At 65.8% G+C, this 25,096-nt stretch carries 15 protein-coding genes and 6 pseudogenes; 9 read left to right on the top strand and 12 right to left on the bottom strand.

The annotated features are described in order from the left end of the window. Nucleotide 1: 1 nt before the first annotated feature. The 6 genes and pseudogenes from lysS to ACNANG_RS24180 all read right to left on the bottom strand — a co-directional run bounded on the left by lysS (nucleotide 2) and on the right by ACNANG_RS24180 (nucleotide 6,312). Complete coding sequence (lysS, locus tag ACNANG_RS24155; protein ID WP_420225153.1) at nucleotides 2–1,531, bottom strand: lysine--tRNA ligase; 1,530 nt, start codon at nucleotides 1,529–1,531, stop codon at nucleotides 2–4. Between the two features lie 12 nt (nucleotides 1,532–1,543). Continuing rightward, complete coding sequence (locus ACNANG_RS24160; RefSeq protein WP_420225154.1) at nucleotides 1,544–2,317, bottom strand: SDR family oxidoreductase; 774 nt, start codon at nucleotides 2,315–2,317, stop codon at nucleotides 1,544–1,546. After that, nucleotides 2,314–3,417 (bottom strand): annotated as a pseudogene (gene prfB / locus ACNANG_RS24165) (peptide chain release factor 2). Before prfB ends, ACNANG_RS24160 begins: the two are co-directional and overlap by 4 nt. A 38-nt stretch (nucleotides 3,418–3,455) precedes the next feature. Next, nucleotides 3,456–5,180 carry a single-stranded-DNA-specific exonuclease RecJ gene (recJ, locus tag ACNANG_RS24170; RefSeq protein WP_420225155.1) on the bottom strand — a complete coding sequence of 575 codons (1,725 nt, stop codon included), beginning with the start codon at nucleotides 5,178–5,180 and terminating at the stop codon, nucleotides 3,456–3,458. After that, complete coding sequence (locus tag ACNANG_RS24175) at nucleotides 5,159–5,521, bottom strand: hypothetical protein (RefSeq protein ID WP_420225156.1); 363 nt, start codon at nucleotides 5,519–5,521, stop codon at nucleotides 5,159–5,161. The genes recJ and ACNANG_RS24175 overlap by 22 nt, the downstream gene beginning before the upstream one ends. Continuing rightward, nucleotides 5,518–6,312, bottom strand: a complete 795-nt coding sequence (locus ACNANG_RS24180) for a hypothetical protein (RefSeq protein ID WP_420225157.1) — start codon at nucleotides 6,310–6,312, stop codon at nucleotides 5,518–5,520. The genes ACNANG_RS24175 and ACNANG_RS24180 overlap by 4 nt, the downstream gene beginning before the upstream one ends. Before the next feature lie 130 nt (nucleotides 6,313–6,442). Here ACNANG_RS24180 and ACNANG_RS24185 point away from each other — a divergent pair. From ACNANG_RS24185 to ACNANG_RS24215, 7 genes and pseudogenes are all read left to right on the top strand, one after another. After that, nucleotides 6,443–7,710 (top strand): annotated as a pseudogene (locus tag ACNANG_RS24185) (lipoprotein-releasing ABC transporter permease subunit). Then, nucleotides 7,703–8,470, top strand: coding sequence for a lipoprotein-releasing ABC transporter ATP-binding protein LolD (gene lolD / locus ACNANG_RS24190; RefSeq protein WP_420225158.1), 768 nt, complete (start codon nucleotides 7,703–7,705; stop codon nucleotides 8,468–8,470). Before ACNANG_RS24185 ends, lolD begins: the two are co-directional and overlap by 8 nt. 90 nt (nucleotides 8,471–8,560) lie before the next feature. Continuing rightward, a complete protein-coding gene (locus ACNANG_RS24195; RefSeq protein WP_420225159.1) occupies nucleotides 8,561–9,370 on the top strand; it encodes a TatD family hydrolase in 810 nt (269 codons plus the stop codon). 138 nt (nucleotides 9,371–9,508) lie between these two features. After that, a pseudogene (locus tag ACNANG_RS24200) lies at nucleotides 9,509–9,973 on the top strand (DUF4131 domain-containing protein); the annotation flags it as partial. Between the two features lie 52 nt (nucleotides 9,974–10,025). Continuing rightward, complete coding sequence (locus tag ACNANG_RS24205) at nucleotides 10,026–11,975, top strand: DNA internalization-related competence protein ComEC/Rec2 (protein WP_420225160.1); 1,950 nt, start codon at nucleotides 10,026–10,028, stop codon at nucleotides 11,973–11,975. A gap of 74 nt (nucleotides 11,976–12,049) precedes the next feature. Then, on the top strand, nucleotides 12,050–13,066 hold the full coding sequence (locus ACNANG_RS24210; protein ID WP_420225161.1) for an alpha/beta fold hydrolase: 1,017 nt from the start codon (nucleotides 12,050–12,052) through the stop codon (nucleotides 13,064–13,066). A gap of 6 nt (nucleotides 13,067–13,072) precedes the next feature. Then, nucleotides 13,073–13,972, top strand: coding sequence for a LysR family transcriptional regulator (locus tag ACNANG_RS24215; protein WP_420225162.1), 900 nt, complete (start codon nucleotides 13,073–13,075; stop codon nucleotides 13,970–13,972). 78 nt (nucleotides 13,973–14,050) lie between these two features. Here ACNANG_RS24215 and ACNANG_RS24220 read toward each other — a convergent pair whose 3' ends face one another. The 6 genes and pseudogenes from ACNANG_RS24220 to ACNANG_RS24245 form a co-directional block, all read right to left on the bottom strand. Next, nucleotides 14,051–15,709 (bottom strand): TRAP transporter large permease, encoded by a 1,659-nt coding sequence (locus ACNANG_RS24220; protein WP_420225163.1) that lies wholly within the window; start codon nucleotides 15,707–15,709, stop codon nucleotides 14,051–14,053. After that, nucleotides 15,706–16,341 (bottom strand): TRAP transporter small permease subunit, encoded by a 636-nt coding sequence (locus ACNANG_RS24225; RefSeq protein WP_420225164.1) that lies wholly within the window; start codon nucleotides 16,339–16,341, stop codon nucleotides 15,706–15,708. Before ACNANG_RS24225 ends, ACNANG_RS24220 begins: the two co-directional genes overlap by 4 nt. 108 nt (nucleotides 16,342–16,449) lie before the next feature. Further along, nucleotides 16,450–17,742, bottom strand: a complete 1,293-nt coding sequence (locus tag ACNANG_RS24230; RefSeq protein WP_420227648.1) for a xanthine dehydrogenase family Fe-S subunit — start codon at nucleotides 17,740–17,742, stop codon at nucleotides 16,450–16,452. After that, nucleotides 17,727–18,572, bottom strand: coding sequence for an FAD binding domain-containing protein (locus ACNANG_RS24235; RefSeq protein ID WP_420227649.1), 846 nt, complete (start codon nucleotides 18,570–18,572; stop codon nucleotides 17,727–17,729). Before ACNANG_RS24235 ends, ACNANG_RS24230 begins: the two co-directional genes overlap by 16 nt. A gap of 63 nt (nucleotides 18,573–18,635) precedes the next feature. Next, a pseudogene (locus ACNANG_RS24240) lies at nucleotides 18,636–20,994 on the bottom strand (xanthine dehydrogenase family protein molybdopterin-binding subunit); the annotation flags it as partial. Then, nucleotides 20,991–22,088, bottom strand: a complete 1,098-nt coding sequence (locus ACNANG_RS24245; protein WP_420225165.1) for a TRAP transporter substrate-binding protein — start codon at nucleotides 22,086–22,088, stop codon at nucleotides 20,991–20,993. The pseudogene ACNANG_RS24240 and the gene ACNANG_RS24245, both read right to left, overlap by 4 nt. Nucleotides 22,089–22,434: 346 nt before the next feature. On the opposite strand from ACNANG_RS24245, the pseudogene ACNANG_RS24250 reads away from it, so the two are divergent. Together ACNANG_RS24250 and ACNANG_RS24255 are read left to right on the top strand one after the other, a co-directional pair. Beyond that, nucleotides 22,435–23,546: pseudogene (locus ACNANG_RS24250) on the top strand (ring-opening amidohydrolase). Continuing rightward, nucleotides 23,543–25,044: pseudogene (locus ACNANG_RS24255) on the top strand (amidase). The pseudogenes ACNANG_RS24250 and ACNANG_RS24255 overlap by 4 nt, the downstream one beginning before the upstream one ends. Nucleotides 25,045–25,096 lie beyond the last annotated feature (52 nt).

Below are 25,096 nucleotides of genomic sequence, written 5' to 3' on the forward strand. Positions count from 1 at the left end.
CTCAGTCCTCGCGGCGCATGTGCGGGAACAGAATCACATCCCGAATGCTGGCGCTGTCGGTGATCAGCATGACCAGGCGGTCGATGCCGATGCCGCAGCCGGCAGTGGGGGGCATGCCGTATTCCAGCGCGCGGATGTAGTCGGCATCGAAGTACATGGCTTCTTCGTCACCGGCGTCCTTGGCTTCGACCTGCTTGCGAAAGCGGTCGGCCTGGTCTTCGGCATCGTTCAACTCAGAAAATCCATTGCCGATTTCGCGGCCCATCATGAAGAGCTCGAAGCGTTCCGTGACGCCCGGGCGATCGTCCGAACCCCGTGCAAGCGGCGACACTTCAACCGGGTAGTCGATGATGTAGGTGGGGCTCCACAACTTCGCTTCGGCGGTTTCTTCGAACAAAGCCAGCTGCAGCGCGCCAATGCCGGCGCGGGCCAGTTGCGGGCCATCGACGTGGGCGCCCAGCTTCTTGAGCTCGGCGCGCAGGAAGGCTTCGTCCGCCAGCTGTTCGTCGGTATAGCCTTCGGCGTACTTCTGGATCGCGCCAGTAATCGTCAGGCGATCGAAGGGCCGGGCCAGATCGATTTCGCGGCCCTGGTACATCAGGGTGGCGCTGCCCGTCACGTCGATCGCGACCTGGCGCAGCAGGCCTTCCGTGAAGTCCATCAGCCACGTGTAATTGCCGTAAGCCGCGTAGAACTCCATCATCGTGAATTCAGGATTGTGACGCGGGCTGACGCCTTCGTTGCGGAAGTTGCGGTTCAGTTCGAAGACGCGTTCGAATCCGCCCACGATCAGCCGCTTCAGGTACAGCTCGGGCGCGATACGCAGGAACATTTCCATGTCCAGCGCATTGTGATGCGTCGTGAAAGGCTTGGCCGACGCGCCGCCTGGAATGGCATGCAGCATGGGCGTTTCGACTTCCAGAAAGCCGGTGTCGATCATGTACTTGCGGATCGAGGCGACGACTTTGCTGCGGCCGATGAAGGTCGCGCGCGTGGACTCGGTCATGATCAGGTCGACATAACGCTGGCGATAGCGCATTTCCTGGTCGGCGATGCCGTGGAACTTGTCGGGCAGCGGACGCAGCGACTTGGTCAGCAGGCGCAGTTCGATGGCATGGATCGACAGCTCGCCCTTGTTCGTCTTGAAGACATTGCCACGCACGGCCACGATGTCGCCGATGTCCCAGTGCTTGAACGCGTCATAGATCTCGGGGCCGACGCTTTCCTTGCTCAGGTAGATCTGGATGCGGCCGGTGGCGTCCTGCAGCGTGATGAAGCTGGCCTTGCCCATGACACGCTTGAGCATCAGACGGCCGGCGACGCTGGCGGTCACGGCAAGCGCTTCCAGCGCTTCCTTTTCCGTGTCGTCATAGGCGGCATGCAGCGGTGCGGCACGGTCGGCGGGCACGAAGTCGTTCGGGAAAGCGGGGCCTGCTTCGCGCAGGCGCGAGAGCTTGGCGCGCCGTTCCGCGACGATCTGGTTTTCGTCCTGGGGGAAGGGCTCGGGGGCGGTTGGCCGGGTATCGGTCATGGTGGGCTTGAGTCAGTAATTGCGGATGTCGTCGATCTCGGTCTGGCCGAAATCGTCGCGTTCCAGGTAGGCGACGATGCGGGCGGCCACATCGTCGGGCGACGACAACTGGCCGGTGGCGTGCATCGCCTTGAAATTGTCGAGCGCGGGAAAGGCGTCGGGCTGGCTCGCCCGGATCCGCGCCTGCATGGGGGTGTCGATCACGCCAGGCGCCAGCGACACGATGCGCACGCCGCTGTCGCCCTGTTCGAGCTTGACGCTGCGGGTGTACATGTCGATGGCCGCCTTGGTCGAACAGTAGACGCTCCAGCCGGCCATCGGCTTGCGGCCGGCGCCCGACGAGATGTTCAGCACGCGCCGGTCGGCACGCAGCCCGGCCGTCGCTGCGATGAAGCGCGAGGTGAGCAACATGGGCGCCGCGACATTGAGCGCCAGCGCCTGGGCGATATCGTCCGCGCGCAGGGAGCCGGACTGGCCAATGGGGTCCACCGTGCCAGCGTTGTTGATCAGACAGTATCGTTCGGCGTTGCGCGGCAACGTGGCGAAGAGGCGATCGATCGCACGTGTGGTTTCGGCGGCATCGGTCAGATCGGCCGGATGCTGCTTGACCACCGTGCCATGCGCCGCGGCATGCGCATCGAGCCTGGTGTGCTTGTGGCGCGACAGGGTGGCAAGGTGGGTGCCCGGGCGGCACAGCGCCAGCGCCAGCGCGGCGCCAAGGCCCCGCGATGCGCCGGTCAGGATGACAAGGGTGCCGCCCGTGGCACCGTAGGTTGCGGTCCTCACACGCCGTGCTTCAGGCTGGCCTGGATGAAAGGATCCAGATCGCCGTCGAGCACCTTTTGCGTGTTCGAGATTTCGACGTTGGTGCGCAGGTCCTTGATCCGGCTTTGATCAAGCACGTAGGAACGGATCTGGTGACCCCAACCCACATCGGTCTTGGAATCTTCCAGCTTCTGCTGTTCGGCCATGCGCTTGCGCATTTCCAATTCGAACAGGCGGGACTTCAGCATCTGCATGGCTTCGGCGCGGTTGCGGTGCTGCGACCGGTCGCTCTGGCACTGCACAACGATACCGGTTGGAATGTGCGTCATCCGCACCGCCGAGTCGGTCTTGTTGATGTGCTGACCGCCCGCGCCGGACGCCCGGAAGGTATCGACGCGCAAATCAGCGGGATTCACTTCGATTTCGAAGGAATCGTCGATCTCGGGATAGACGAACACGCTCGCGAACGATGTGTGACGGCCGCCCGACGAATCGAAGGGGCTTTTCCGGACCAGGCGGTGCACGCCGGTTTCGGTGCGAAGGAAACCGAAGGCGTATTCGCCTTCCATCTTGATCGTGGCGGACTTGATCCCGGCCACTTCGCCTTCGGACTCTTCCATGACTTCGGTCTTGAAGCCCTTGCGCTCCGCGTATTTGAGGTACTGGCGCAGCAGAATGGACGCCCAGTCCTGCGCTTCGGTACCCCCGGCACCGGACTGGATGTCGACGAAGCAGTTGAGGGGATCGGCCGGATTGTTGAACATGCGGCGGAATTCGAGCCCTTCGACCTTGACTTGCAGGGCCGCCGTATCGGCTTCGATCGACGCCAGCGTGTCGAAGTCGTCGTCGCCACGGGCCATCTCGAACAGCTCGCTGGCGTCGGCCAGGCCGGTCGTCAATTCACGGATGGTGTCGACGATGGTTTCAAGGGACTTTTTTCGCGGCCCAGTTCCTGGGCGTGCTTGGGGTCGTTCCAGACTTCCGCGCTTTCCAGCTCGGCGTTGACTACGTGCAGGCGTTCTTCTTTGACATCGTAGTCAAAGATACCTCCGAAGATCCTGAGTGCGCGCACTCAGGTCCTGCAGTCGAGCTTCGAGCTGGTTCAGGCGTTCTGCTTCCATGGTCTTCCTATGCAATTATTTCGGCGTAACTTCGTATTTTAGCGCTCGTTGCGGCGCGCGGGCTCGGCATGTTCAACAAGCAGTTGCACCGCCACCATGCCGTTCCAGTTGTTGAGTCCCAGGCGATAGGCGACATCGACCGCCGCCGGGAGCGAATCGGCCTGTCCGAACCAGATGCCGTCGAAACGTTGGCTGCCCCGCTCCAGCGCCAGCTTCAGGTGCTTTTCGCCGACGATGCGCTGGTTGCGCACGGTAAAGGTATCGACGAACACCGGCGCCGGGAAACCCGAGCCCCAGACCTGCTGATCCAGCAGCGTTGCCATTTCGGTGTTGGCATAGCAGGTGTCGAGCGAGCCATCGGTTTCCAGTGCGGGTTCAAACTGGCTGCGGCCGGTCAGTTCGCGCACAGCCGCATCGAACGCCGACGCGAACACGGGAAAGTCCGACTCGTGCAGCGTCAACCCCGCCGCCATGGCGTGTCCGCCGAACTTGCGGATCAGTTGCGGATAGCGTTTGGATACCAGGTCCAGGACATCGCGCAGGTGCACGTCCGGGACCGAACGGCCGGAGCCGCGCAGCTCGCCATCGCCGGCGGGTGCGAAGGCAATGGTCGGACACCAGAATTTGTCTTTCAGTTTCGACGCGACCAGTCCCACCACGCCCTGGTGCCAGCCCGCGTCGAATACACACACGCTGGCGTTCATGGACGCGGTCAGGTTGTCGACCGCCCGCAGCGCCTGCTCGCGCATCGTGGCTTCGATATCGCGCCGCTCGCGGTTGATGGCGTCGAGCTGACGCGCCAGTTGCAGGGCTTCGTCCTCGTCATCGGTGATCAGGCAGCGGATGCCCAGGCTCATGTCGGCCAGGCGTCCGGCCGCATTGACGCGGGGACCCAAGGCAAAGCCCATGTCGAAGGTGCTGGCTTCGCGCGGAGCACGAGACGCCACGGCGAACAGCGCCTGCACGCCCGGCTGCATCAGCCCCTTGCGGATCCGCTGCAGGCCTTGCGCAACCAGCAGGCGGTTGTTGGCGTCGAGCTTGACCACGTCGGCCACCGTGCCCAGCGCAACCAGGTCAACCAGGGTGTTGAGCCGCGGCCCGCCATCGGGCGGGTAGACGCCGCGTTTGCGGAGTTCCGCCCGCAACGCCAGCATCAAATAGAAAATGACGCCGACACCCGCCAGATTCTTGGATGGAAAACCGCAGCCGGGCTGGTTGGGGTTGACGATGGCCAGCGCGTCGGGCAGCACGTCGCCGGGCAAATGGTGGTCGGTCACGATGACGTCGATGCCGACTGCCTTTGCGGCCGCGACGCCATCGATACTCGCAATGCCATTGTCTACCGTAACGATGATGTCCGGCTTGCCCATCCTGGGATGCGCCAGTGCCAGTTCGACCACGGCGGGCGACAGGCCATAGCCGGTCTCGAAGCGATTCGGCACGAGAAAGTCGACATGGGCTCCCATGCTGCGCAGCCCGCGAATGCCGACGGCGCACGCCGTCGCGCCGTCGCAGTCGTAATCGGCCACGATCAACAGGCGCTTGCGGTCACGAATGGCGTCGGCCAGCAGTTCGGCGGCGCGGGTGGCGTGCGTCAGCCCGTGCGGCGCCAGCATCGACGTCCAATCGCCCCGCGTTTCAGCCGGTTCCGCCACACCACGCGCTGCCCACAAGCGGGCGAGCAAGGGGTGTATGCCTGAGCGTTCCAGGCGTTGGGCGATGCCGCTGTCGACGCGGCGCGTCAGGATTCGGGGTGCAGCCACCAGCGGGTCCAATCTTGTTTGGGTTGAGGAAGCCAGCGCAGCGCCTTGGGACGCGCAGTCAGGCGTAAGGTGACATGGCGTTCGACATCGGGAAATACAAGGTCGATGGACTGAATGCCGCCATTGAGCAGGGCGGCATCCAGCGGCGCGAACCAGTCGGCGTCGAGCCGGGCGAGAGCCGTGAGCCAGTCGCCCCAGGCCTGCGCGCGGCAGGGCAGCTCCAGTGCGTCGAGCAGTATTGCCGCGTCCGTCTTGATTTGCGAAGCGGGCGTGCTGCTGCCGCTCCAGGCGATGCGGGCACGCTCAGCCAGCCCTTGCAGCCACGTTGGGTCGCCAATCAAATGACGCGGCGGCGTGCCGCGCCAGGCAGGCGTCCAGGGGGCGCGCCGCCGTGCAGCCACAATCCGTTCACGGCGGGTTCGCCCCGTGCCGCGCGGGCGTCATTGACCGGATGGTCGTGCCAGCTCATCTGCACGTCATTGGCCAGGCGGCGCCATGGACGCGCGGGAAGGCCCTTGGGCCAGTACTCGTTCAGGTCTCCGCCCATGACCGCCGACGGTGTGGCCGCGTAGGGGGCAAGGCCGTCTGGCAGGCCGACCCGCCAGCGCCGGGGGCTCAGATACGTGATGGTCAGCCCGTCGGCGTCGAACAGCGGCCTGACCGTAGCCAGCAATGCCCGCGATTCGTCGGCGGTGACATCCAGCGAATTCGTGTCGGTCAATACCAGTCCGTCGCGCCCGACCTGGATGTGCGCCAGGTCCGCAATCCAGATGGGCGCATCGCCCTGGGCGTCGGGAGCGAGCAGGGCGGCCAGCCCGGAACCCAGCGGCGCCCTTGAACCTTCCAGCTTGCCTGCCGCCGAGCCATCGCTTTGCGTCGCCAGCCGGTCCGACTCGACCGGGGCAGCGGGCGGCTCGAAGCCGGCGCGGTGCAGCCACCAGGCCTCGGACGGCGTGGCCTTGGGATCGGCAACGGGCGGCTGGCTGACCGTCGCGGGCGCTGTCCGCAGCCACTTCAGAAGCGTGGGGGCGGGCGCCGGCGTGGCCGACAGTTGCTTGGCGATTTCGGAGGCGATCGGGCCGGGCGGCAACGCGCCGGGCACGACAAGGACAAGGGAAGGAGAGGCAGGCACGGCGCTATTGTAAGGCGGTCGGAAGCGGGGGCGGCGCGACGGGGCGGCGCAAGGGAATCGCAGCCATGTCTGTGACGACTGGACACCGGCGGCGGCTGAGCCAGCCGCAGGCATCTGACATAATACGCGCGTGCTCAATATTCCCTACGAACTCTGGGTCGGCTGGCGCTACACGCGCGCCGGCCGCGGGCGGCGTCGTGACCGCTTCATTTCCTTTATTGCCGGCAGTTCGATGGCAGGCATTGCGCTGGGCGTGGCGGCGCTGATCATCGTCCTTTCCGTCATGAACGGCTTTCAAACAGAGGTCCGGGACCGCATGCTCTCGGTGCTGCCGCACATCGAACTGTTTTCCAACAGTGGCGAGCGCGGAGCGGCCCTGGGCGACTGGCGTGGCCTGACCGAGCTTGCCAAAAGAATCCCGAGGTGCTTGCCGGTGCGCCTTACGTGTCGGCGCAGGCAATGATCGCGCGGGACCAGACGCTGCGAGGCGTCCAGGTCCGCGGTGTCGATCCGGCCACCGAGCGGAACGTGTCCGACCTGGCCGGCAGCATGAAGCAGGGTTCACTGGACGCGCTGCAGCCCGGCAGCTTTGGCGTGGTGCTGGGGCGGACCCTGGCTGGCGCACTCGACGTCAGGCTGGGGGACCCGGTATTGATGCTGGCGCCGCAAGGCTCGGTCACTCCGGCCGGTTTCACGCCACGCATGCGCCAATTCACCGTGGTGGGCGTGTTCGAAGCCGGTCATTATGAATATGACTCCAGCCTGGCGTTCGTGAACGTGGACGACGCCGCGCGCCTGTTCCGTGAAAGCGGCACTGGGGGCGTGCGCTTGCGTATCAAGGACATGCAGGAAGCCCCGCAAGTGGCGTCCCAACTGTCGTCCGTGTTGCCTGCGGGCATCGTGGCCAGCGACTGGTCCAGGAACAACCGTACCTGGTTCGCCGCCGTACAGACCGAAAAGCGGATGATGTTCCTGATCCTGACGCTGATCGTTGCCGTGGCGGCGTTCAACCTGCTGTCGTCGCTGGTGATGGCGGTCAACGATAAGCAATCCGATATCGCGATCCTGCGGACCCTGGGGGCCTCGCCAGGCGAAGTTGCCCGGGTATTCGTGGTGCAGGGCGCGCTGATCGGCGTCATCGGGACGATCCTTGGAGTGGGCGGCGGCATGCTGGTGGCCTTCAACATCGACGTGATCGTCCCGTTCATCGAGCGGTTGTTGGGCGTGCAATTCCTGCCGAAAGACATTTATCTGATTACCGAACTGCCGTCCGATCCCCGGATGGCGGACATCGTTTCCATTGGTGTGACGTCGCTGGTGCTGTCCTTCCTGGCCACGTTGTATCCCAGCTGGCGCGCCTCGCGGCTGCAGCCGGCGGAGGTGTTGCGTCATGATTGAACAGGTTCCGGGCAATAGGGGTCCGGGTGCGGGCGTACAGGGTGGGGCGCCGGTCCAGGTCGCGCCCGGCCGGGTCGTGCTGGAAGGCCGTGGCCTGACCAAGGTGTACACCGAGGGCGAGAATCGCGTGCAGGTGCTGGGCGGGGTCGACCTGGCCGTGCATCAGTCCGAAATGTTGGCGTTGATCGGCGCATCGGGTTCGGGCAAGAGCACGTTGCTGCACCTGCTGGGCCTGCTTGACCAACCCACGGCTGGCACGGTGACGGTGGATGGTCAGGCGGCTGCCAACTTTTCCGAAAAGCAGCGCAGTGTCGTCCGCAACGAAAAGCTGGGGTTCGTGTACCAGTTCCATCATCTGTTGGCTGAGTTCTCGGCGCTGGACAACGTGGCCATGCCTTTGATCATCCGGCGCATGAGCCGGGCCGAAGCGCGTGAGCAGGCCGCGGACATGCTGCAGCAGGTCGGTCTGGCGGCGCGCGCAACGCATCATCCGGGACAGTTGTCGGGGGGCGAGCGTCAGCGCGTTGCGCTTGCCCGGGCGCTGGTGACACGGCCGGTGTGTGTGCTGGCGGATGAACCGACGGGCAATCTGGATCGCCATACGGCACGGGACATCTTTGCGCTGCTGCGCCGCCTTAACCAGGAACTGGGCATGGCGTTCGTGATCGTGACCCATGATTCGGAACTGGCCGCCCGCGCCGACCGGCAGCTGAAGATGGCGGACGGGGTACTGCTGCCGGCAGAAGTCGCGGCGGTGTAAGACGCGGCGGCACGACGCCCCCGGGCGACCGGCCCCGTGCTTGCACTGGGGCGTTATTCGGTGTGTGTTCGCGCTGCTATGCTGGCGGATATGCTGATTGATACCCACTGCCATCTGGACGCGTCGGAATTCGACGCGGACCGGTGTGATGTGATTGCCGACGCCGCGGCGCGTGGCGTGCGCGCCATTGTCATCCCCGCCATTGCGCGATTCAACTTCGACACCGTGCGAGACCTGGCGCATCAATGTGAAGGTGGCGCCTACGCGCTTGGCATCCATCCCATTTTCGTGCGGCACGCGCAAGAGGACGATCTGGACGTCCTGCGGGACGCGATCATCGCTGCCCTGCCTGACCCACGCTTTGTCGCGATTGGTGAAATCGGCCTCGACTTCTTCATTCCCGAGATCGCTCAAGGCGTCGAGCGGGACAAGCAGGAACGTTTCTACGCCGCGCAGCTGAAGCTGGCTGCGGAGTTCGACCTTCCGGTCCTGCTGCATGTTCGGCGTTCGCAAGACATTCTCCTCAAGTATTTACGGCGCATCCCGGTGCGTGGCGGCATCGGCCACGCCTTCAACGGAAGCGCCCAACAGGCGCGTGCCTTCATCGACCTGGGCTTTGCGCTGGGCGTGGGCGGCGCCATGACGTGGACGCGCGCCCTCAACATCCGCCGGCTGTGCACCGATTTCGACCTGGGGCACTACGTGCTGGAAACCGATGCTCCCGACATTCCGCCGGCATGGTTGCCCGACGACGACCGGCGCAATACGCCCGGACAGGTGCACGGCGTGGCTCAGGCCCTGGCCCAACTGCGCGGCATCCCTGTCGATGACGTGATCAAGGTTACCGGCGCCAACGCCCTTCGTGTCCTGCCAAAACTGGCAGGGATAAAACTGTCCTGATCTGCCTCCGCGGACTACCCACCGTCGGTAGCATGGATCGTTTCGCGCCATGACGGTGCGGGGATTCGGGGGGCTGGGGCAGTCATGGGACGATGGGCAGCATGGGCATTTGTGGCGGGGGCGGCGCTTGTCCATGGCATGCCGGCGCTGCCGCATGCAGGGTGGGGCGCGGTCGGACTATCGGCGTCTGCCGTGCTGGCCGCGTGCCTATGGCTGGCGGCAGATCTGCGCGCTTGCAGACCTTGGGCGAACCGGCTTGCCTGGCCGGCCATAGCGCTTTGCCTGGGCACGGCCATGACGATGGTACGCGCCGATCTGCGTCTGCAAGTCGCCCTGGACGGGTCGCTGGAAAATCAGGCGATGCCGTTGACCTGGCGGGTGACCGGTCTGGCGACGGTGACCGAACGGGGGCAGCGGTTTGAAGCCAACATCATCGATCCGCCGCCCGGCGTGCCTGAGCGGGTGCTGGTGATGCAGCCCGGTGGTGCCGCCTTCACGCAGAGCGGGACCGCAGGGCCGCCCGTCCTGGCCGTGCCTGGAGAAATCTGGTCCGGCAGGCTCGCGCTCAAACGGCCTCATGGGCTCATGAACCCGCACGGCTTCGATTACGAGGCGCATCTTTTCCAGCAGGGCATTCGCGCGACGGCCACGGTACGTGGGGGCCGCGCGCGTCGGGGATGCGCCGTACGCCAGCTTCGGCATCGCCGTCCAGCGCGCCAGGCACCGGCTGCGCAACGCCATGGCGCCCGGACTTGCGGGTACGCGGTACGGCGGCGTCATTCTTGCCCTGGCCATGGGCGACCAGGCCGCCATCCGCAAGGAAGACTGGCGCACGTTCAATTTGACGGGCATCACTCATCTGGTATCGATCAGTGGGCTGCACGTCACGATGATGGCGGCGCTGGGCGGAACCCTGGCGATGCTGGGCTGGTCCCGGCTGTCGTGGCGAGGCGTCATGCTGGCCGAACGAGCGCCTGCGCAGGTCATGGGCGCGTGCGCGGCGCTGGGCGTCGCCTGGGCTTACTGCCTGGTGGCCGGCTGGGGGATTCCGGCCCAGCGCACGTTCTTCATGCTGGCCGTCGTCGCGGTCGCGGCCATTGGCCGGCTGCGGCTCGGCGGCCCGCGGGTGCTGGCCCTGGCGGCGGCTACCGTCACCGCCTTGGACCCTTGGGCGCCTATGTCCGCAGGGTTCTGGCTGTCGTTTGGCGCCGTGGCGGTGTTGATGCTTGCGGGAACCGGGCGATGGCGGCGACGACGGGTATCCGTCGTGGCAAGCCGGCTGACGGTGTGGCGGCACAGGCTGGGGCAGCGGCTACGCGACGCGAGCCGCCTGCAGGCGGCGCTGACACTGGGGCTGCTGCCCTTGCTGGCATTGATGTTCCAACAGGTCTCGCTGGTCTCGCCGTTGGCCAATGCCATTGCCATACCGACGGTCAGCCTGGTGGTCACGCCACTCGCGCTCGCGGCCATGTTTCTGTCCTTGGTGCCCGGGCTGCCTCAGCTTGCGCGCCCGGTTTCAGCCGCCGCGGAGGGCATGTTCGGGGCTGTCATGTGGCCCGTGCAGGCGTTGGCGGATCTGCCGTATGCCACCGCGAGCACGGCCGCCGCGCCCTGGCCCTGGGTCGCGGTCGGGCTGGCGGGGGTGGCGTGGGCCTTGCAGCCTGCCGGCCTGCCGCGGCGGTGGCTGGGCATCGTGTTGGTGCTGCCCGTGCTGTGCTACCGGCCAGAGCGGCCCGACCCGGGTGATTGGCGGCTGGCGGTGCTGGATGTCGGCCAGGGTGGCGCCGCGGTACTGGAGACGGCAACTCAGACGCTCGTGTTCGATACCGGGCCTCCGTTTGGCGACAACGCCGATGCCGGGGAACGTGTTGTCTGGCCCTATTTGCGTGCTCGTGGCATTCGCAAGGTCGATCATCTGCTGGTGTCGCATGGGGACGCCGATCATGCAGGCGGACTTGCGTCGCTGCTGGCTGCGGTACGCGTCGTCGCCATTACCGCGTCGTATGACGTGGCGCACGAGACGGCCTGGCCGCCGACCCTGCCCGGGCTGCCCGCCACAACCCAGTTGGGCCCGTGCGCGGCCGGGCAAGCCTGGCAGGTGGATGGCATGGTGTTCACGATGCGGTATCCCGTTGCCGTCACCGAGCATGCTCGCACGCAACCTTTCGATGCCGCCCCATCAAGGCGCGCATCGGCGCAACGCAATGCCAACAGCTGCGTGCTGCATGTGCAGGGACGTCATCACTCGGCGCTGCTACCTGGGGACATCGGCGGCCTGCAGGAGGCCGCCATTCTGCAATCCGCGGGCCCCGGCGGTGCGAACGCCTTGCGGGCGGATGTCGCGCTGATGGCGCACCATGGGTCGCGGCATTCCTCTGTTGCCGCCTGGACGCGCGCCGTCAACGCGCGTCACGCGGTTGCCCAGTCAGGTTACTTGAACAGCTACCGGCATCCGCACCCGGATGCCCTGTCGCGATGGCAGGCGGACGGCGCCGTCGTCCACCGCACGGACATCCATGGCGCCACCGTGTTCACGTCGCGGGGCGGCATGCTGTCCGTTAGCCGCGAGCGCGAGCAGCGAAGGCGGTATTGGCACGCCAGGTGACAGCGATCGCGGAGCCGTTGCCGCTGTGCCAGCACTTTACAATCGCTCCATCCATCCACCACGAGGTGACCCGCATGACGCAACACGCCGTACCCCACGCGTTTGAAGAACCCCGTCTTGCCTACGTCACTTGCCTGAGTCCGGCCGGGCTGCACCGGATGGCGTACTGGGAATGGGGCGATCCGGATAACCCGGCGGTACTGATCTGCGTGCATGGGTTGACCCGCAGCGGCCGCGATTTCGACCGGCTCGCGCGCCGGCTGTCATCGCGTTATCGCGTGGTGTGTCCCGACATTGTGGGGCGAGGGCAATCCGACTGGCTGAGCGACCCGGCCTATTACGTCATCCCGCAATACGTGTCCGACATGCTGCCTTTGCTGGCGGCGCTGGGCGGCAGGACCGTGCATTGGTTCGGCACGTCGCTGGGCGGATTGATCGGCATGAGCCTGGCAAGCCTGGCGGGTACGCCCATCACGCGTCTGGTGCTCAATGACGTCGGCCCGCGGCTGGCGCCCGATGCGTTGATGCGGATCGGGCAGTACGTCGGGAAGGCGGGGGACTTTCCGTCAAGGGAAGCCGGACTGGATTACCTGAGTGTCGTGTCCGCCGCGTTCGGGCCGCACACGCCTGAAGCGTGGCGGGAGTTGAACGAATACATCCTGGTTCCGGCCGACGCGGCACAGGGCAGGACGCAGCGAGGAAACCCAACGAGTCTGGTAGCCGCCATCCCCGCAGGAACACCCGCGGCTACCCCGGCATCCCAGGAAGCACCCCCGGCCTGGCGCCTGCACTATGACCCCGCCATCGCGGTGGCCTTCAAACCCATGGCGCCGCCTGTTGCCATGGCCGCCGAAATGATGTTGTGGAAGGCGTTCGATGCGATCCATTGCCCCACGCTGATCGTGCGGGGCGAGCAGTCCGATCTGCTCAGCGCCGCGACGGCTGCCGAAATGACGACGCGCAATCCCAATGCGCAGGTGGTCGAGATCGCCGGTGTGGGGCATGCGCCTACCTTCATGTCCGACGACCAGATTGCCATCGCCGAAAACTTCCTGACTGGCGGGCTGGGCGCGGCAAGCGCGGCGGACTGACAGTCAATGCTCCATCCCCCACGACATTACGTTTATCTCGACGCGGTCGCGCGCGCCGGCTCGATCCGCAAGGCGGCGGATCAGTTGCATGTCGCCTCCACAGCCTTGAACCGCAAGATCCTGGAGATCGAAGGGGAAGTCGGCACGGCTTTATTCGAACGGCTGCCGCGAGGAGTGAGGCTGACCGCGGCGGGCGAGGTCTTGCTGGCTACCGTGCGTCGCGGCCTGGCCGATCTCGAGTCGGCATCGTCACAGATCGAGCAATTGCAGGGCCTGGTGCGCGGCACTGTGCGTATTGCCTGTGCGGAATCGGTCGCCAACGACCTGGTGCCCGCGACCGTGGCGGCGTACCAGCGCACGCATCCCGGTGTGCAGTTCCGGATCACTGTGGGCGGCACGGCTGCGCTGCTGCGGGATGTGCTGAACGACGACGTGGAACTGGTGGTCGCGCATGACCCGCCCGCGGCCGAGGGGCTGCAGGTCATCGCCAGCGTGCCGCAACCCCTGTGCGTAATGATGCGGCCAGATCATCCGTTGGCCGGCCAACAAAGCATCCGTCTTGCGGACTGCGAACGTTATCCCATTGCCTTGGGGGCCGAAAGCTTTGGCAGCCGGCGCCTGATCGACCGGCTGGCCGCCAAGCTGCGGCTGTCCTTACGCGTCTCGCTGGAGGCCAACTCGGTCGAGACGCTCAAGTTCTTTGCGTTGACCACGCACGCGCTGTGCTTCCAGTTCCAGGTGGGAACCGCCCGCGACGTCGGTCGCGGCGATCTGATTGCGATCCCATTGGCGGACCGCGATCTGGCGGGCGGCAAACTCGTCATGGCCGCGCGCGCCGGCCGTGCCTTGCCGGTGGCCACGTCCAGCTTTGCGCAGACGCTGAAGGCGGCGCTGGAAGCCCTGTAAGGCGCATGGGGCGGCGCAAGAAAAAGGGCACGGTCGCATTGCGCCGTGCCCTGTCCCGTCAACTTGGCATCAATCGCATTACGGCGTCGTGCCGCCCGGATACGCCCCGGGCGAATCGCCATAGATCGGCGCGCCCATGTCGATCTTTACGGTATTGGGATCGACGTTGGCCTGGCCATCCTTGTAGTGCGTGACCATGCGGGGATACATGATCACCAGCGCGACCATGATGAGCTGGATCGCGATGAAAGGCACGGATCCCCAGTAGATCTGGCGCGTCTCGACCTTCTTGATCATCTTGCCCGTTACGCGATCCTTGTAGTCCTTGTTGGGCGCAACGGACCGCAGGTAGAACAGCGCGAAGCCGAAGGGCGGGTGCATGAACGAGGTCTGCATGTTGACGGCCAGCAGCACCCCAAACCAGACCAGGTCGATACCCAGCTTGTCGGCGACGGGGCCCAGCAGCGGCACCAGGATGAAGGCCAGTTCGAAGAAGTCCAGGAAGAAGGCCAGGAAGAACATGATGACGTTGACCGCGACCAGAAAGCCGATTTGTCCGCCGGGCAGGTTGGTCAGCAGGTGTTCCACCCACAGGTCTCCGCTTACGCCGCGGAAGGTCAGGCCGAACACGGTCGACCCCACCAGGATGAAGACAACGAAGCACGTGATCTTGGTGGTGACCGTCATCGATTGACGCAGCAGCGGCAGGCTCAGGCTGCGGCGCCCCCATGCCATCAGCAGCGCGCCGACGGCGCCCATGGCGCCACCTTCGGTCGGCGTGGCGATGCCCAAGAAGATCGTGCCCAGCACCAGGAAGATCAGGCCCAGGGGCGGGATCAACACGAAGGTGACGCGTTCGGCAATGGCCGAGAGCAGTCCCAGCTTGAACCATTTGTTCAGCAGGGCAAGCACCCACGCCACCGCACCGCCGACCAGCATGGCCAGCACGATCTTTTCGTCCATGGCCCGGCCGGCCAGTTCCAGCTTGGCATAGGTCACTGCAGCGGCGCTGGCGATGCCCAGCAGCACGAGCAGCGACAGGTTGCCGCTCGCGCCGTTGGATTCGCGAAAGCGCCGCGCCTCGGGGGGCAGGGCAGGGACGTCGCTTGGCCGGAACATGGCCAGCAGCATCACATACACCACGTACAGGCCGGTCAGGATCAGGCCGGGCAGCATGGCGCCCATGTACATGTCGCCGACCGAACGGCCCAACTGGTCGGCCAGCACGATCAGGACCATGGACGGCGGGATGACTTGCGTCAGCGTGCCGGAAGCCGCGATCACGCCGCTGGCCAGCTTGCGGTCATAGCCGTAGCGCAACATGATCGGCAGCGAGATCAGGCCCATCGAAATCACCGACGCCGACACCACGCCGGTCACGGCGCCCAGCAACGCGCCGACCAGGATGACTGCAACGGCCAGGCCGCCGCGGATCGGGCCGAACAGCTGGCCGATGGTTTCCAGCAGGTCTTCGGCCATTCCGGATCGATCCAGGATCAATCCCATGAAGGTAAAGAAGGGAATGGCCAGCAGCGTGTCGTTGGTCATGATGCCGAACACACGTTGCGGCAAGGCCTGGAACAGCACGGGCGTGAACAGCCCCAGTTCGATGCCGATCAGGCCGAACAGCACGCCGTTGGCCGCCAGGGCAAACGCAACCGGAAACCCGACCAGCAGGAGCAGGATCAGGCACGCGAACATGATCGGCGCCAGGTTGGCGATCAGCCATTCGGTCATGGCCGTTCTCCTTGCTGGGCAGCGGCCAGGCGCGCGGCTTCTTCGGTGCGGCGCTCGGCTTCAAGGCGGACCTGCTCGGTGTGTTCCTCTTCGGCCTGCGCTTCGGAATTCTTGATGCGCGGGTCCGGGCAATCGCCCCGCAGGTAGCCGATGCACTTGATCAGGTGCGACACACCCGCCAGGAACAACAACGAGAAGCCGACCGGGATCAGCAACTTGGCGGGCCAGAGGAGCAGGCCGCCGCTGTTCGCCGAGCGTTCCAGCGTGTCGTACGACGCGACGAACATGGGCCACGACGGCAGCAGGATCAGGAAGACCATCGGGAACAGCATGAAGAGAACGCCGAAGATCTCGATCTTGACCTGCGTGCGGATCGGCAGCTTTTCCATCAGGATGTCCAGCCGAACATGATCATTATTGAGCAGCGTATAACCGGCAGCGAGCAGGAAGCTGGCGCCGAACAGATACCACTGCAGTTCGAGCCAGGCGTTGGAACTGATGTGAAAGAACTTGCGGATGATGGCGTTGCCGGCGCTGATGACGACAACCACCAGCACGAGCCACGATACCCATTCGCCGACACGGCGATTGATGGCATCGATCAGATGCGAAAAGGCGAGCAGGGGCCGCATGGAACGGGTTCCTAAGACAAGAGCAATCGGTATGACGTGACGGCTGCCCGGGCGGGACCACAGGCGGCCCGGGCATGGCTTGCGCGACAGCAATGACACTGGCGGCGCTCAGCGCGCCCGGCGGAAAATCCCCTTGATGCGGTCCCACACCACGCCGACAAACATCCGGGTCGGACTGAACGCAGCGACCGGCGGTGGCGTGCCAGCGTCGGCCGGACGCTGCAGACGAGCCGTCACGTTGCGGCCGAAGTCCGCGATCATGCGGCGCACGAAGTCCTGGACGAGGCCCGAGCGCGAAAACTGCGCCAACGGCCCTTGCAGGGAGTACAGCAACTCCACGTCGACCCGCGTGTGGCTGCTGTCCAGAGCCGTAAGGCGATACGTGATGTCGCCGTTGGCGCGGGATTGGCTGAGCGTGTCCTGGCCCGCGCCGCGGAAGACCGCGGTTCTGGCGGCGTCATCGCGTTCCAGCCGGGCGGCGCCGTTGAATGCGGCGGACATCGGCCCGAACTTGATCGCCACCTTGCCCTTGACGCGATCCCCATCGTGTTCGGTGATGGAGGCACCGGGCAGGCAACTTGCCACCGCGGGCAGGTCCACCATGAAATCCCAGACCTGGTCGGCCGGAAACGGGACCTCGAATTGCCCGGTGATTTCCGATCCCTTGGTGCGGGACGCGGGCGCAGCGGATGAGGCGGCGGATGACGCCGCGGACGCCGGCGCGGACGAGGACGCCGATGCGGCCGCCGTCGATCCAAGCGCCGGCGCCGTGTCTGCCACCGGCGTGGTCACTTTCGCAATAAAGCCTTCGAACGGCGTCTGAGCAGCCGGGGCTGCCGCCGGCGACGCTGGCGCGGGCAGGGCCGCCACGGCCCCGGCAGGCTCACCGCGCAATGCGCGACGCAGCGCCAGTATCTCTTCATCCGGCGTCGCGATCAGATCCGCAAGCACCGACCGGATGGCGGCCACGATGCCCATGTATCCGGTGCACCGGCACAAGTTGCCAGCCAGCTCGACCCGGATGCGCGCATCGTCGGCGTCGGGGCATCGCAGCACGATGTCGCGCGCGGTGGCCAGCATGCCGGGCGTGCAATAGCCGCATTGCAAGGCATGGTGCGCCGTGAAGGCTTCGCGCAAGCGCCGCATGACGGGGTCCGCGTCGTAGCCTTCGATCGTGGTGATGTGCCTGCCCGCGCAGGCGGACGCGAACGAAATGCAGGACCTGATCGGTTGTCCGTCCATCAGGACAGTACAGGCGCCGCACACGCCATGCTCGCAGCCAAGATGGGTGCCGGTCAGGCGGGCTTCTTCGCGCAGGAAATCGCCCAGGTGCATGCGCGCGGGAACGTCGGATGAGACCTTGCGGCCATTCACATCCAGGGTGACTAACGCCATGTTGATTCTTCTGCTCCAAGAAGTTGCGCCAGGCAGCGGCGTACCGCTACGGCATGCAATTTACGGTCGACAGCGTCGTGATCCGGCATGGCTTCGGCCACGGCGTGGGCAATGGCTTCGTTCGTACAGGCTGTCTGGCCTTCGCGCGCCACCGCGGCCGCCAGGGCGGGGAGCAGGCGGGGCGCACCGGACAAGGCGCCAATCGCAATACGCGCCATCCCGGTGGACGAATCGAAGCGCGCCGCGCAGCTGGCTTCGGCAAACTCGCCAGTCTTGCGGCAGTACTTGTAGTAGCCCCAGCGCATGGCGGGCGATGCAACCGGGAAGCGCACCGCGGCGATCAGCTCGTTCTCGGCCAGGACCGTCGTGTAGGCGCCGATCATGAAGGCGTCGGCGTCTACCCGGCGGCTGCCGGCGGACGACACGATCTCCAGCGATGCCTCGAACGCCACGGCCGTGACCAGCCAGTCCGCTGCCGGATCGGCATGGGCCAGGCTGCCGCCCAAGGTGCCGCGGTTGCGTACCGACCGGTAGGCAATGCCTGCCGCGATCTTCTGCAGGGGCGTGCCGCGCAACAGCGGATGGACGCCGTCTTCGATCTCGGCGTGCGTCACGGCGGCGCCGACACGGATGCTGTCGCCGTCTTTCGTCACCGTGCGCAGGCCGGCGATGCCCGATACGTCGACCACGACGCCGGGCCGCGCGAGCCGCAGGTTGAGCATGGGGCCCAGCGACTGGCTGCCCCCCATGGCCTTGGCGCCCGGGCTGCCGGTCAGCGCCGACAAAGCGGCGCCGACCTCATCGGGTCGCGTGTAGTCGAATAAAGCGGCTTTCATGACAAGTCCTTCACGCCACGTTGACGGTCTGGCGGATCGGCAGGGTGATGACCAGGGGTCGGGACCCGGGCCGTCTTCGATCGCCTGCAGCAGGCGGCGCGGGCTGAGCGGCGTGCGCGTCACTTCCGCCGCGCCAATGGCCCGCAGGGCATCGTTGACGGCATTGAAGATGACCGCCGGCGGAGCAATCGCGCCACCTTCGCCCATTCCCTTCGCCCCAAACTCGGTATGGGGCGATTTCGTCTCGAAGTGATGCATGCGGATAGTTGGCACTTCGACCGCGCCAGGCAACACGTAATCGGCCAGCGTGGACGCAAGCGGCTGCCCGTTCTCGTCGTAGGGCGTCTCTTCGTACAGCGCGGTGCCGATGCCTTGCGCGATGCCGCCATAGGTCTGGCCTTCGACCACCATGGGGTTGATCATCGTGCCGCAATCCTCGACCACCACGTAATCCAGGATCTCGACATCGCCGGTATCGGTGTCGACCGCAACGACCGCGGCATGGGTGGCATAGGTGAACGCGCCGGTGTCCACCTTGGGCTTGTAGCCCGCCGTGACTTCGAGTCCGCCCGTGTCCACGTCGGCCGGCAACAGATGCGGACGCAGGTACCACGCGTTCGCGACATCGCCGATCGACACCGATTTGCCGTCGGGGCCCACCACGCGGCCGTCGGCCAGCGATACGGCGGACGCCTCGGCGCCCAACAGGTGCGCGCCGATGGCAAGCACGCGGGGCGCCAGTTTCTTGCACGCGACCGACACCGCGCCGCCCGACATCACCATCGATCGCGACGCGTAAGTGCCGGTCGAGAACGGGGTCTGGCCGGTGTCGCCGTGAATGAGTTTGGTGCGCGCGATATCGATGCCCAAAATTTCGTGAGCGATCTGTGCAAACGTGGTTTCCATGCCCTGGCCATGCGAATGCACGCCCACCCGCATTTCCAGGCCGCCATCGGGCGTGATGCGCACCGTGGCGGAGTCGAAGCCCGGGATCAGTGGCGTGCCCCACGCGGCGAACACCGACGTGCCGTGTGCCGATTGTTCGGTGTAGGTGGCGATGCCGATGCCGAGCAGACGGCCATCGGCTTCACCGGCCTTCTGGCGTTCGCGCAACTGGTCGAACTGCAGCATGTCCATGGCCTTGGCCAGGCTTGCGCCGTAGTCGCCACTGTCCAGATGCTTGTTGGTGACGTTGACGAAAGGCATGGCGTCGGCCGGCACCAGGTTTTCCTTGCGGACTTCCCATGGCTCGCGGCCGACCTCGCGCGCAATGGCGTCCATGGTCAGTTCGATCGCAAAACACACGCCAGTGCGCGCGACACCGCGATACGGCACGAAGCCAGGTTTGTTGGTCGCCACGCATTTGGTCACGCAGCGATAGCCCCGAAAGTCATACGGGCCGGGCAGGTTGCCAATGGCCTGGCCGGGTTCCAGTCCGGCCGTGAACGGCCAGACCGAATACGCGCCGCCATCGATGGTGATGACCGCATCGAGCGCGAGCAGCTTCCCGCGCTTGTCGACGTAGGCCGTCATGTCATACGAATGCTCGCGCGAATTGGCGCCGGCGATCAGGTGTTCGCGCCGGTCTTCGATAAAGCGGAACGGGCGCTTGTGCGTCTTCGCCAGCCAGGCGATACACAGCTCTTCCTGCTGCAGCACGCACTTGTAGCCAAATGCCCCGCCAACGTCGGGCGAGATCACGCGGACCTGATCCTGCGGCAGCTTCAGGCAATCGGCCAGGATCGTGCGGATCATGTGCGGAACCTGGGTTGCGCTCACCACCACCAGCTGGTCAGCCTGAAAATCCCAGTAGGCCAGCACGGCCTTGCCTTCCATCGGCACCATGCATTGGCGCGACAGGTCCACCGTGCGCTTGACTACCCGGTCGGCTTTCGCCGCCCAGGTGTCGAAGTCACGGTCGGCGTGCAGCGTCATGAACAGGTTGCTGGTCCAGTCGTCGTGCACGAAGGCGCTCGTGGCGGCCTCAGCCGCGGGGGCGTTGGCGTATACCGGCAGATCATCCAGGTCGATCTGGATCTGCTCGACGATGTCTTCCGCCAGCGCGCGGGTCGGCGCGAAGGCCATGGCCATCGGCTCGCCCACGAAGCGCACCTTACCCGACGCCAACGGCGGCTGGGCCGACAGCTGATAGGTGGGCAAGGTCGATTCGGCCACGATATCCAGCGAATCGGCCATGTCTTCCCGCAGCACCACCGCGGCGCGGACCTCGTGCGGGATCGATGCGCCCACGATGCGCGCATGGGCAAGGGGCTGCGCAAAAAGCCACTTCGTTCAGGCCCGGCATGGCCATGTCGGCAACGAAGTTGCCTTTGCCATGCAGGTGACGCGCGTCTTCCTTGCGGCGCACGCGCGCCCCGACCCCCTGCGGCTTGTGCGCGGACGTGGGATGTTCGATGCTCATGAGCTACGTGCGACCGCCGCGAAGGTGTAGTTGTCGAGCGCGTTTTCGGCCACGCGGAACCAGCTGACCTCGTCTTGCTGGAATTTCTTCCACGATGGATAGATGGCCTTGAAGTCGGCGTTCTTTTCGGACAGTTCGGTCCAGAGTTCCTGCGAAGCCTTGTAGGTCGCGTCCATCACGTCTTTCGGGAAGTAGCCAAGCTTGGCGCCGCCGCCCACCAGCTTGCGCAGCGCCAGCGGGTTCTGCGCGTCATAGTTGGCCAGCATCTTCATGGTCTGTTCGGCACAGGCGCATTCGAACGCCGCCTTGTAGGCGGCGGGCAGGGCTTCCCAGGCTTTCTCGTTGACCATCGAGGTGATCGATGCGCTGCCTTCGAACCAGCCCGGCGAGTAATAGAACGGCGCCACGCGGTTCAGGCCCAGCTTCTCATCGTCGTGCGGGCCAATCCATTCGGCCGCGTCGATCGTGCCCTTTTCCAGCGCCGAGTAGATGTCGCCGGCCGGAATCTGCTGCGACACCGCGCCGAACTTGGCGAGCACCATGCCGCCAATGCCGCCGATGCGCATCTTCAGACCGTTGAGATCCGCAACCGATTTGATTTCCTTGCGATACCACCCGCCCATCTGCACGCCGACGTTGCCGCTGACATGATTGACGATGCCGTATTGCTTGTACATCTTGCGCAGCAAGGCCATGCCACCGCCATAGTGAATCCAGGCGTTGTGCTGGCGCGAGTTCAATCCGAAGGCCAGGCCGGTGTCGAAAGCCACGGCGGTGTTCTTGCCGATGAAGGCCGAGCTGAGCACGTGATTGCATTCCACCGTGCCATTGCTGACGGCATCCATGTTCTGCGGTGGCGGTACGAGTTCACCGGCCGGGAAGGCGCGGATTTCGAACTTGCCGTCGGTCATCACCGATACGCGCTTGCACAGTTCTTCGGCCGAACCGTAGATCGTGTCCAGGCTCTTGGGCCAGCTGGTCGACATGCGCCAGCGCACGGTTGGCGTGCCCTGCGCAATGGCGGGAGCAGCCAGCGTGGCAATGCTGGCGCCGGCGGCGGTGGTGGCTTGGGAAAGGAAACGGCGTCGCTGCATGGATGCATCCCTGGGTAGTGGAGTGGGGTAGAGAATTACTCAGCGTACTGACATATTCGTCAGCCTACTGATGGATTTTGGCTGTGTCAACGGTATTTGCAGGGGTTGATTTCGCACGCGCTAAGGTGGTGCCGCCCAAGGAAGCCGGCCTGTTTTTCTGCACCATGCGCGCGCCTGCATGCATCGACTTGGCGCATTTTTCCGGCCACCTTGCACTGCACACAATTTGCGCTCGCCCCGAGCGTTTTATTGCGCTATGCCGAAGGAAGCGCCATGCGCAGACTGTGGGTGTTGCAGCGCAAATTCTTCATCGTCTTCCATGCAAACTTTCGTCTATCGACTTTCCATGGCCCATCCGGGCGACGTCTCGGCCCTGGCCGGCCTCATCGATGCGGGCGAACTGCAGGCCCGTGACATCGTTGCCTTCATCGGCAAGACGGAAGGCAACGGCGGCGTCAACGATTTCACGCGCGGCTATTTCACGCAGTCGCTGATGGCGCTACTGGCGCGTCACACCGGCGAGCCTGCCGAGGCATTGGCTGCGCGTATTCCCTGTGTGCTGTCCGGGGAACCGAAGGCGTGCTCAGTCCGCACTTCGTGGTCTTCGCCAGGCGTGGCGACACGGTGAGCGCCGATGCCCCCGGCGCCGAAGCGGCCCAACCGGTTGACACTGTCAACGGTTCGCTGGCGATCGGCACTGCCTTCACCGACCCCCTGCCGGCCGAAGCCGTTGGCCGGTGGGCCCAGGTGGAAAGCGTGGCCGCCGCGGTGCGCGCGGCCATGCAAGACGCCGGCCTGACCAGTCCGCGCCAGATCGAGTTCGTGCAGGTCAAGTGCCCGTGCATCACGTCGGCGCGCGTGCAGGACGCCATCGCCCGGGGCCATACCGTGGTGACCACCGACGCCAACCGGTCGATGGCCCTGTCGCGTGCGGCAGGGGCGTTCGGCATCGCGCTGGCCTTGGGCGAGCTGCCGGCGTCAGCCACCGACGCGGACCTGCTGTCGGATTTCGCGGTTGCCTGCGATCGCGCCAGTGTGTCGTCGGGTGTCGAAGTCACCTGCAACGAAGTGATCGTGCTCGGCAACTCCGCCCGCTGGTCCGGACCCTTGCAAATCGCCCATGCGCCGATGGCCGATGCGCTGGACCTGCCCGCCGTCGGCGCGGCGCTGGACCAGCTTGGCATCGCGGCTCGTCCGCAGGTGGCCGAAGCCGACCGGGATCGCATCGCCGCCGTGCTGGTCAAGTGCGAGCCCGATCGCCGCGGCCGAATTCGCGGCGCGCGTCACACCATGCTGGACGACACCGACATCAATGCGCAGCGGCATATCCGTGGCGCGGTCGGGGCAATGGTCGCCGGCGTCATCGGCGACGGCCGGCTGTTCGTGTCGGGTGGCGCGGAGCACCAGGGTCCGGATGGCGGCGGGCTGGTGGCCGTGATTGCGGCGGGGCGCGCATGAGCCGGCCGGACCCGACCTCGCCATCACGCGCGTCCTTGTTGCCCTCCTTGCCGGGCGGGTCACCAACACCAGCATGGCAACTGTCGGCCATCGAGCTGTCCTTGCAGTTTGCCGCGGGCACCCTGACGCCGGTTCAGGCGCTGCGATCCATTGCGGACCGCCTGGCAACGGTCAACCCGCTGCTCAACGCCGTCATCAGCGAACGGCTGGCCGATGCGGCGCGCGAAGCGGAAGCAAGCACCGCGCGCTGGCAGGCCGAGGCGCCTCTGTCCGCCCTGGATGGCGTGCCGTTTACCGTCAAGGACAACATTCCCGTCAGCGGGCTGCCCTGTACCTGGGGTAGCCGCCTGTATGCCGGCTATCGGCCGGACACGGATGAGCTAGGGGTGGCGCGTCTGCGCGCGGCGGGCATGATCGTGATCGGCAAGACCAACGTGCCCGAGTTCACGTTGCAGGGTTACACCGACAACCTGGTGTTTGGCCCCACAGTCAACCCGTGGAACCGATCGATGACACCCGGCGGATCAAGCGGCGGCGCCGTGGCGTGCGTTGCGGCTGGCATCGGTCCAATGGCGGTCGGCACCGATGGCGGCGGGTCGATCCGGCGGCCGTGCTCGCACACCGGCCTGGTCGGCTTCAAGCCGGGGAGGGCACGGTGCCGCGCGAACGTGGCTTGCCGGAGATCCTGCCCGGCATGGAAGTGATCGGGCCCATTACCCGAACCGTGGCGGACGCGGCGGCGGTGCTGCGACTGCTGGCTGGCGGCAGTATGTCGGTGGCGGAGCTTGTCGCGGATGCGAAGAAGACGCCATGCACCAACATCGCGCGGCCCAAGCTGGTGCAGGCCGCGCCGCGACACATCACCTACTGGCGCGAATTCCAGGGAGATCCCGTCGATCCGGCTATTTCGGCCAGCATCGACGAGGTGGCCCAGATACTTGCCAGCCTCAACCATGTCGTTGACACCCGCAACGCTCCGGCGATTCTGCGCGATTTCAACCGCCAGGCGTGGCCTGTCATCAGCCAGACCGGCCTGGCCGCCACGCTGCGATCGTCTTTTGGCGACACGCTGGACGACGCCATCATGACGCCCGCGCTGCAAACCATGGCCGCCGCGGGCCGCGCACTGTCGGCCACCGACCTGTTCGACGCGCAAGCGCTCGTGCGCCGCATGAAGGCCGATCTGTCGGCGTGCCTGACACCCGCGCAGTTGCTGCTATTGCCCAGTGCAGCCGCCTTGCCCTGGCCTGCGACGCAAAGCCATCCCGACACGATCGCCGGACAGCCGGTGGGGCCGCGCGGCCATGCCGTCTTCACCGCCTTCGTCAACGCGGCCGGGCTGCCAGCGATCAACCTGCCCGCCAGGCCCGCCCCGAATGGCATGCCCATCGGCTTCCAACTGGTAGGAAACCCCGGCGCGGAACCGCTGCTGCTGGACATCGCTGCCCAGTATGAAGCCGCCTGCCCGTGGGCTGACCGATGGCCGGTTCTGTCATGAGAATGATGGCCGCCTTCCACCCGCCATGCATGCCCCGCCTTGGCGCATGCCC

Origin of the sequence: Pigmentiphaga litoralis, assembly GCF_048632615.1 — a bacterium.
GTDB classification, from domain to species: domain Bacteria; phylum Pseudomonadota; class Gammaproteobacteria; order Burkholderiales; family Burkholderiaceae_B; genus Pigmentiphaga; species Pigmentiphaga litoralis_B.

Coding starts and splice junctions, on each gene's coding strand:
- lysS (WP_420225153.1), bottom strand. CDS start 1,531: ATGACCGATACCCGGCCAACCGCCCCCGAGCCCTTCCCCCAGGACGAA.
- lolD (WP_420225158.1), top strand. CDS start 7,703: ATGATTGAACAGGTTCCGGGCAATAGGGGTCCGGGTGCGGGCGTACAG.
- ACNANG_RS24195 (WP_420225159.1), top strand. CDS start 8,561: ATGCTGATTGATACCCACTGCCATCTGGACGCGTCGGAATTCGACGCG.
- ACNANG_RS24210 (WP_420225161.1), top strand. CDS start 12,050: ATGACGCAACACGCCGTACCCCACGCGTTTGAAGAACCCCGTCTTGCC.
- ACNANG_RS24215 (WP_420225162.1), top strand. CDS start 13,073: ATGCTCCATCCCCCACGACATTACGTTTATCTCGACGCGGTCGCGCGC.
- ACNANG_RS24220 (WP_420225163.1), bottom strand. CDS start 15,709: ATGACCGAATGGCTGATCGCCAACCTGGCGCCGATCATGTTCGCGTGC.
- ACNANG_RS24225 (WP_420225164.1), bottom strand. CDS start 16,341: ATGCGGCCCCTGCTCGCCTTTTCGCATCTGATCGATGCCATCAATCGC.
- ACNANG_RS24235 (WP_420227649.1), bottom strand. CDS start 18,572: ATGAAAGCCGCTTTATTCGACTACACGCGACCCGATGAGGTCGGCGCC.
- ACNANG_RS24245 (WP_420225165.1), bottom strand. CDS start 22,088: ATGCAGCGACGCCGTTTCCTTTCCCAAGCCACCACCGCCGCCGGCGCC.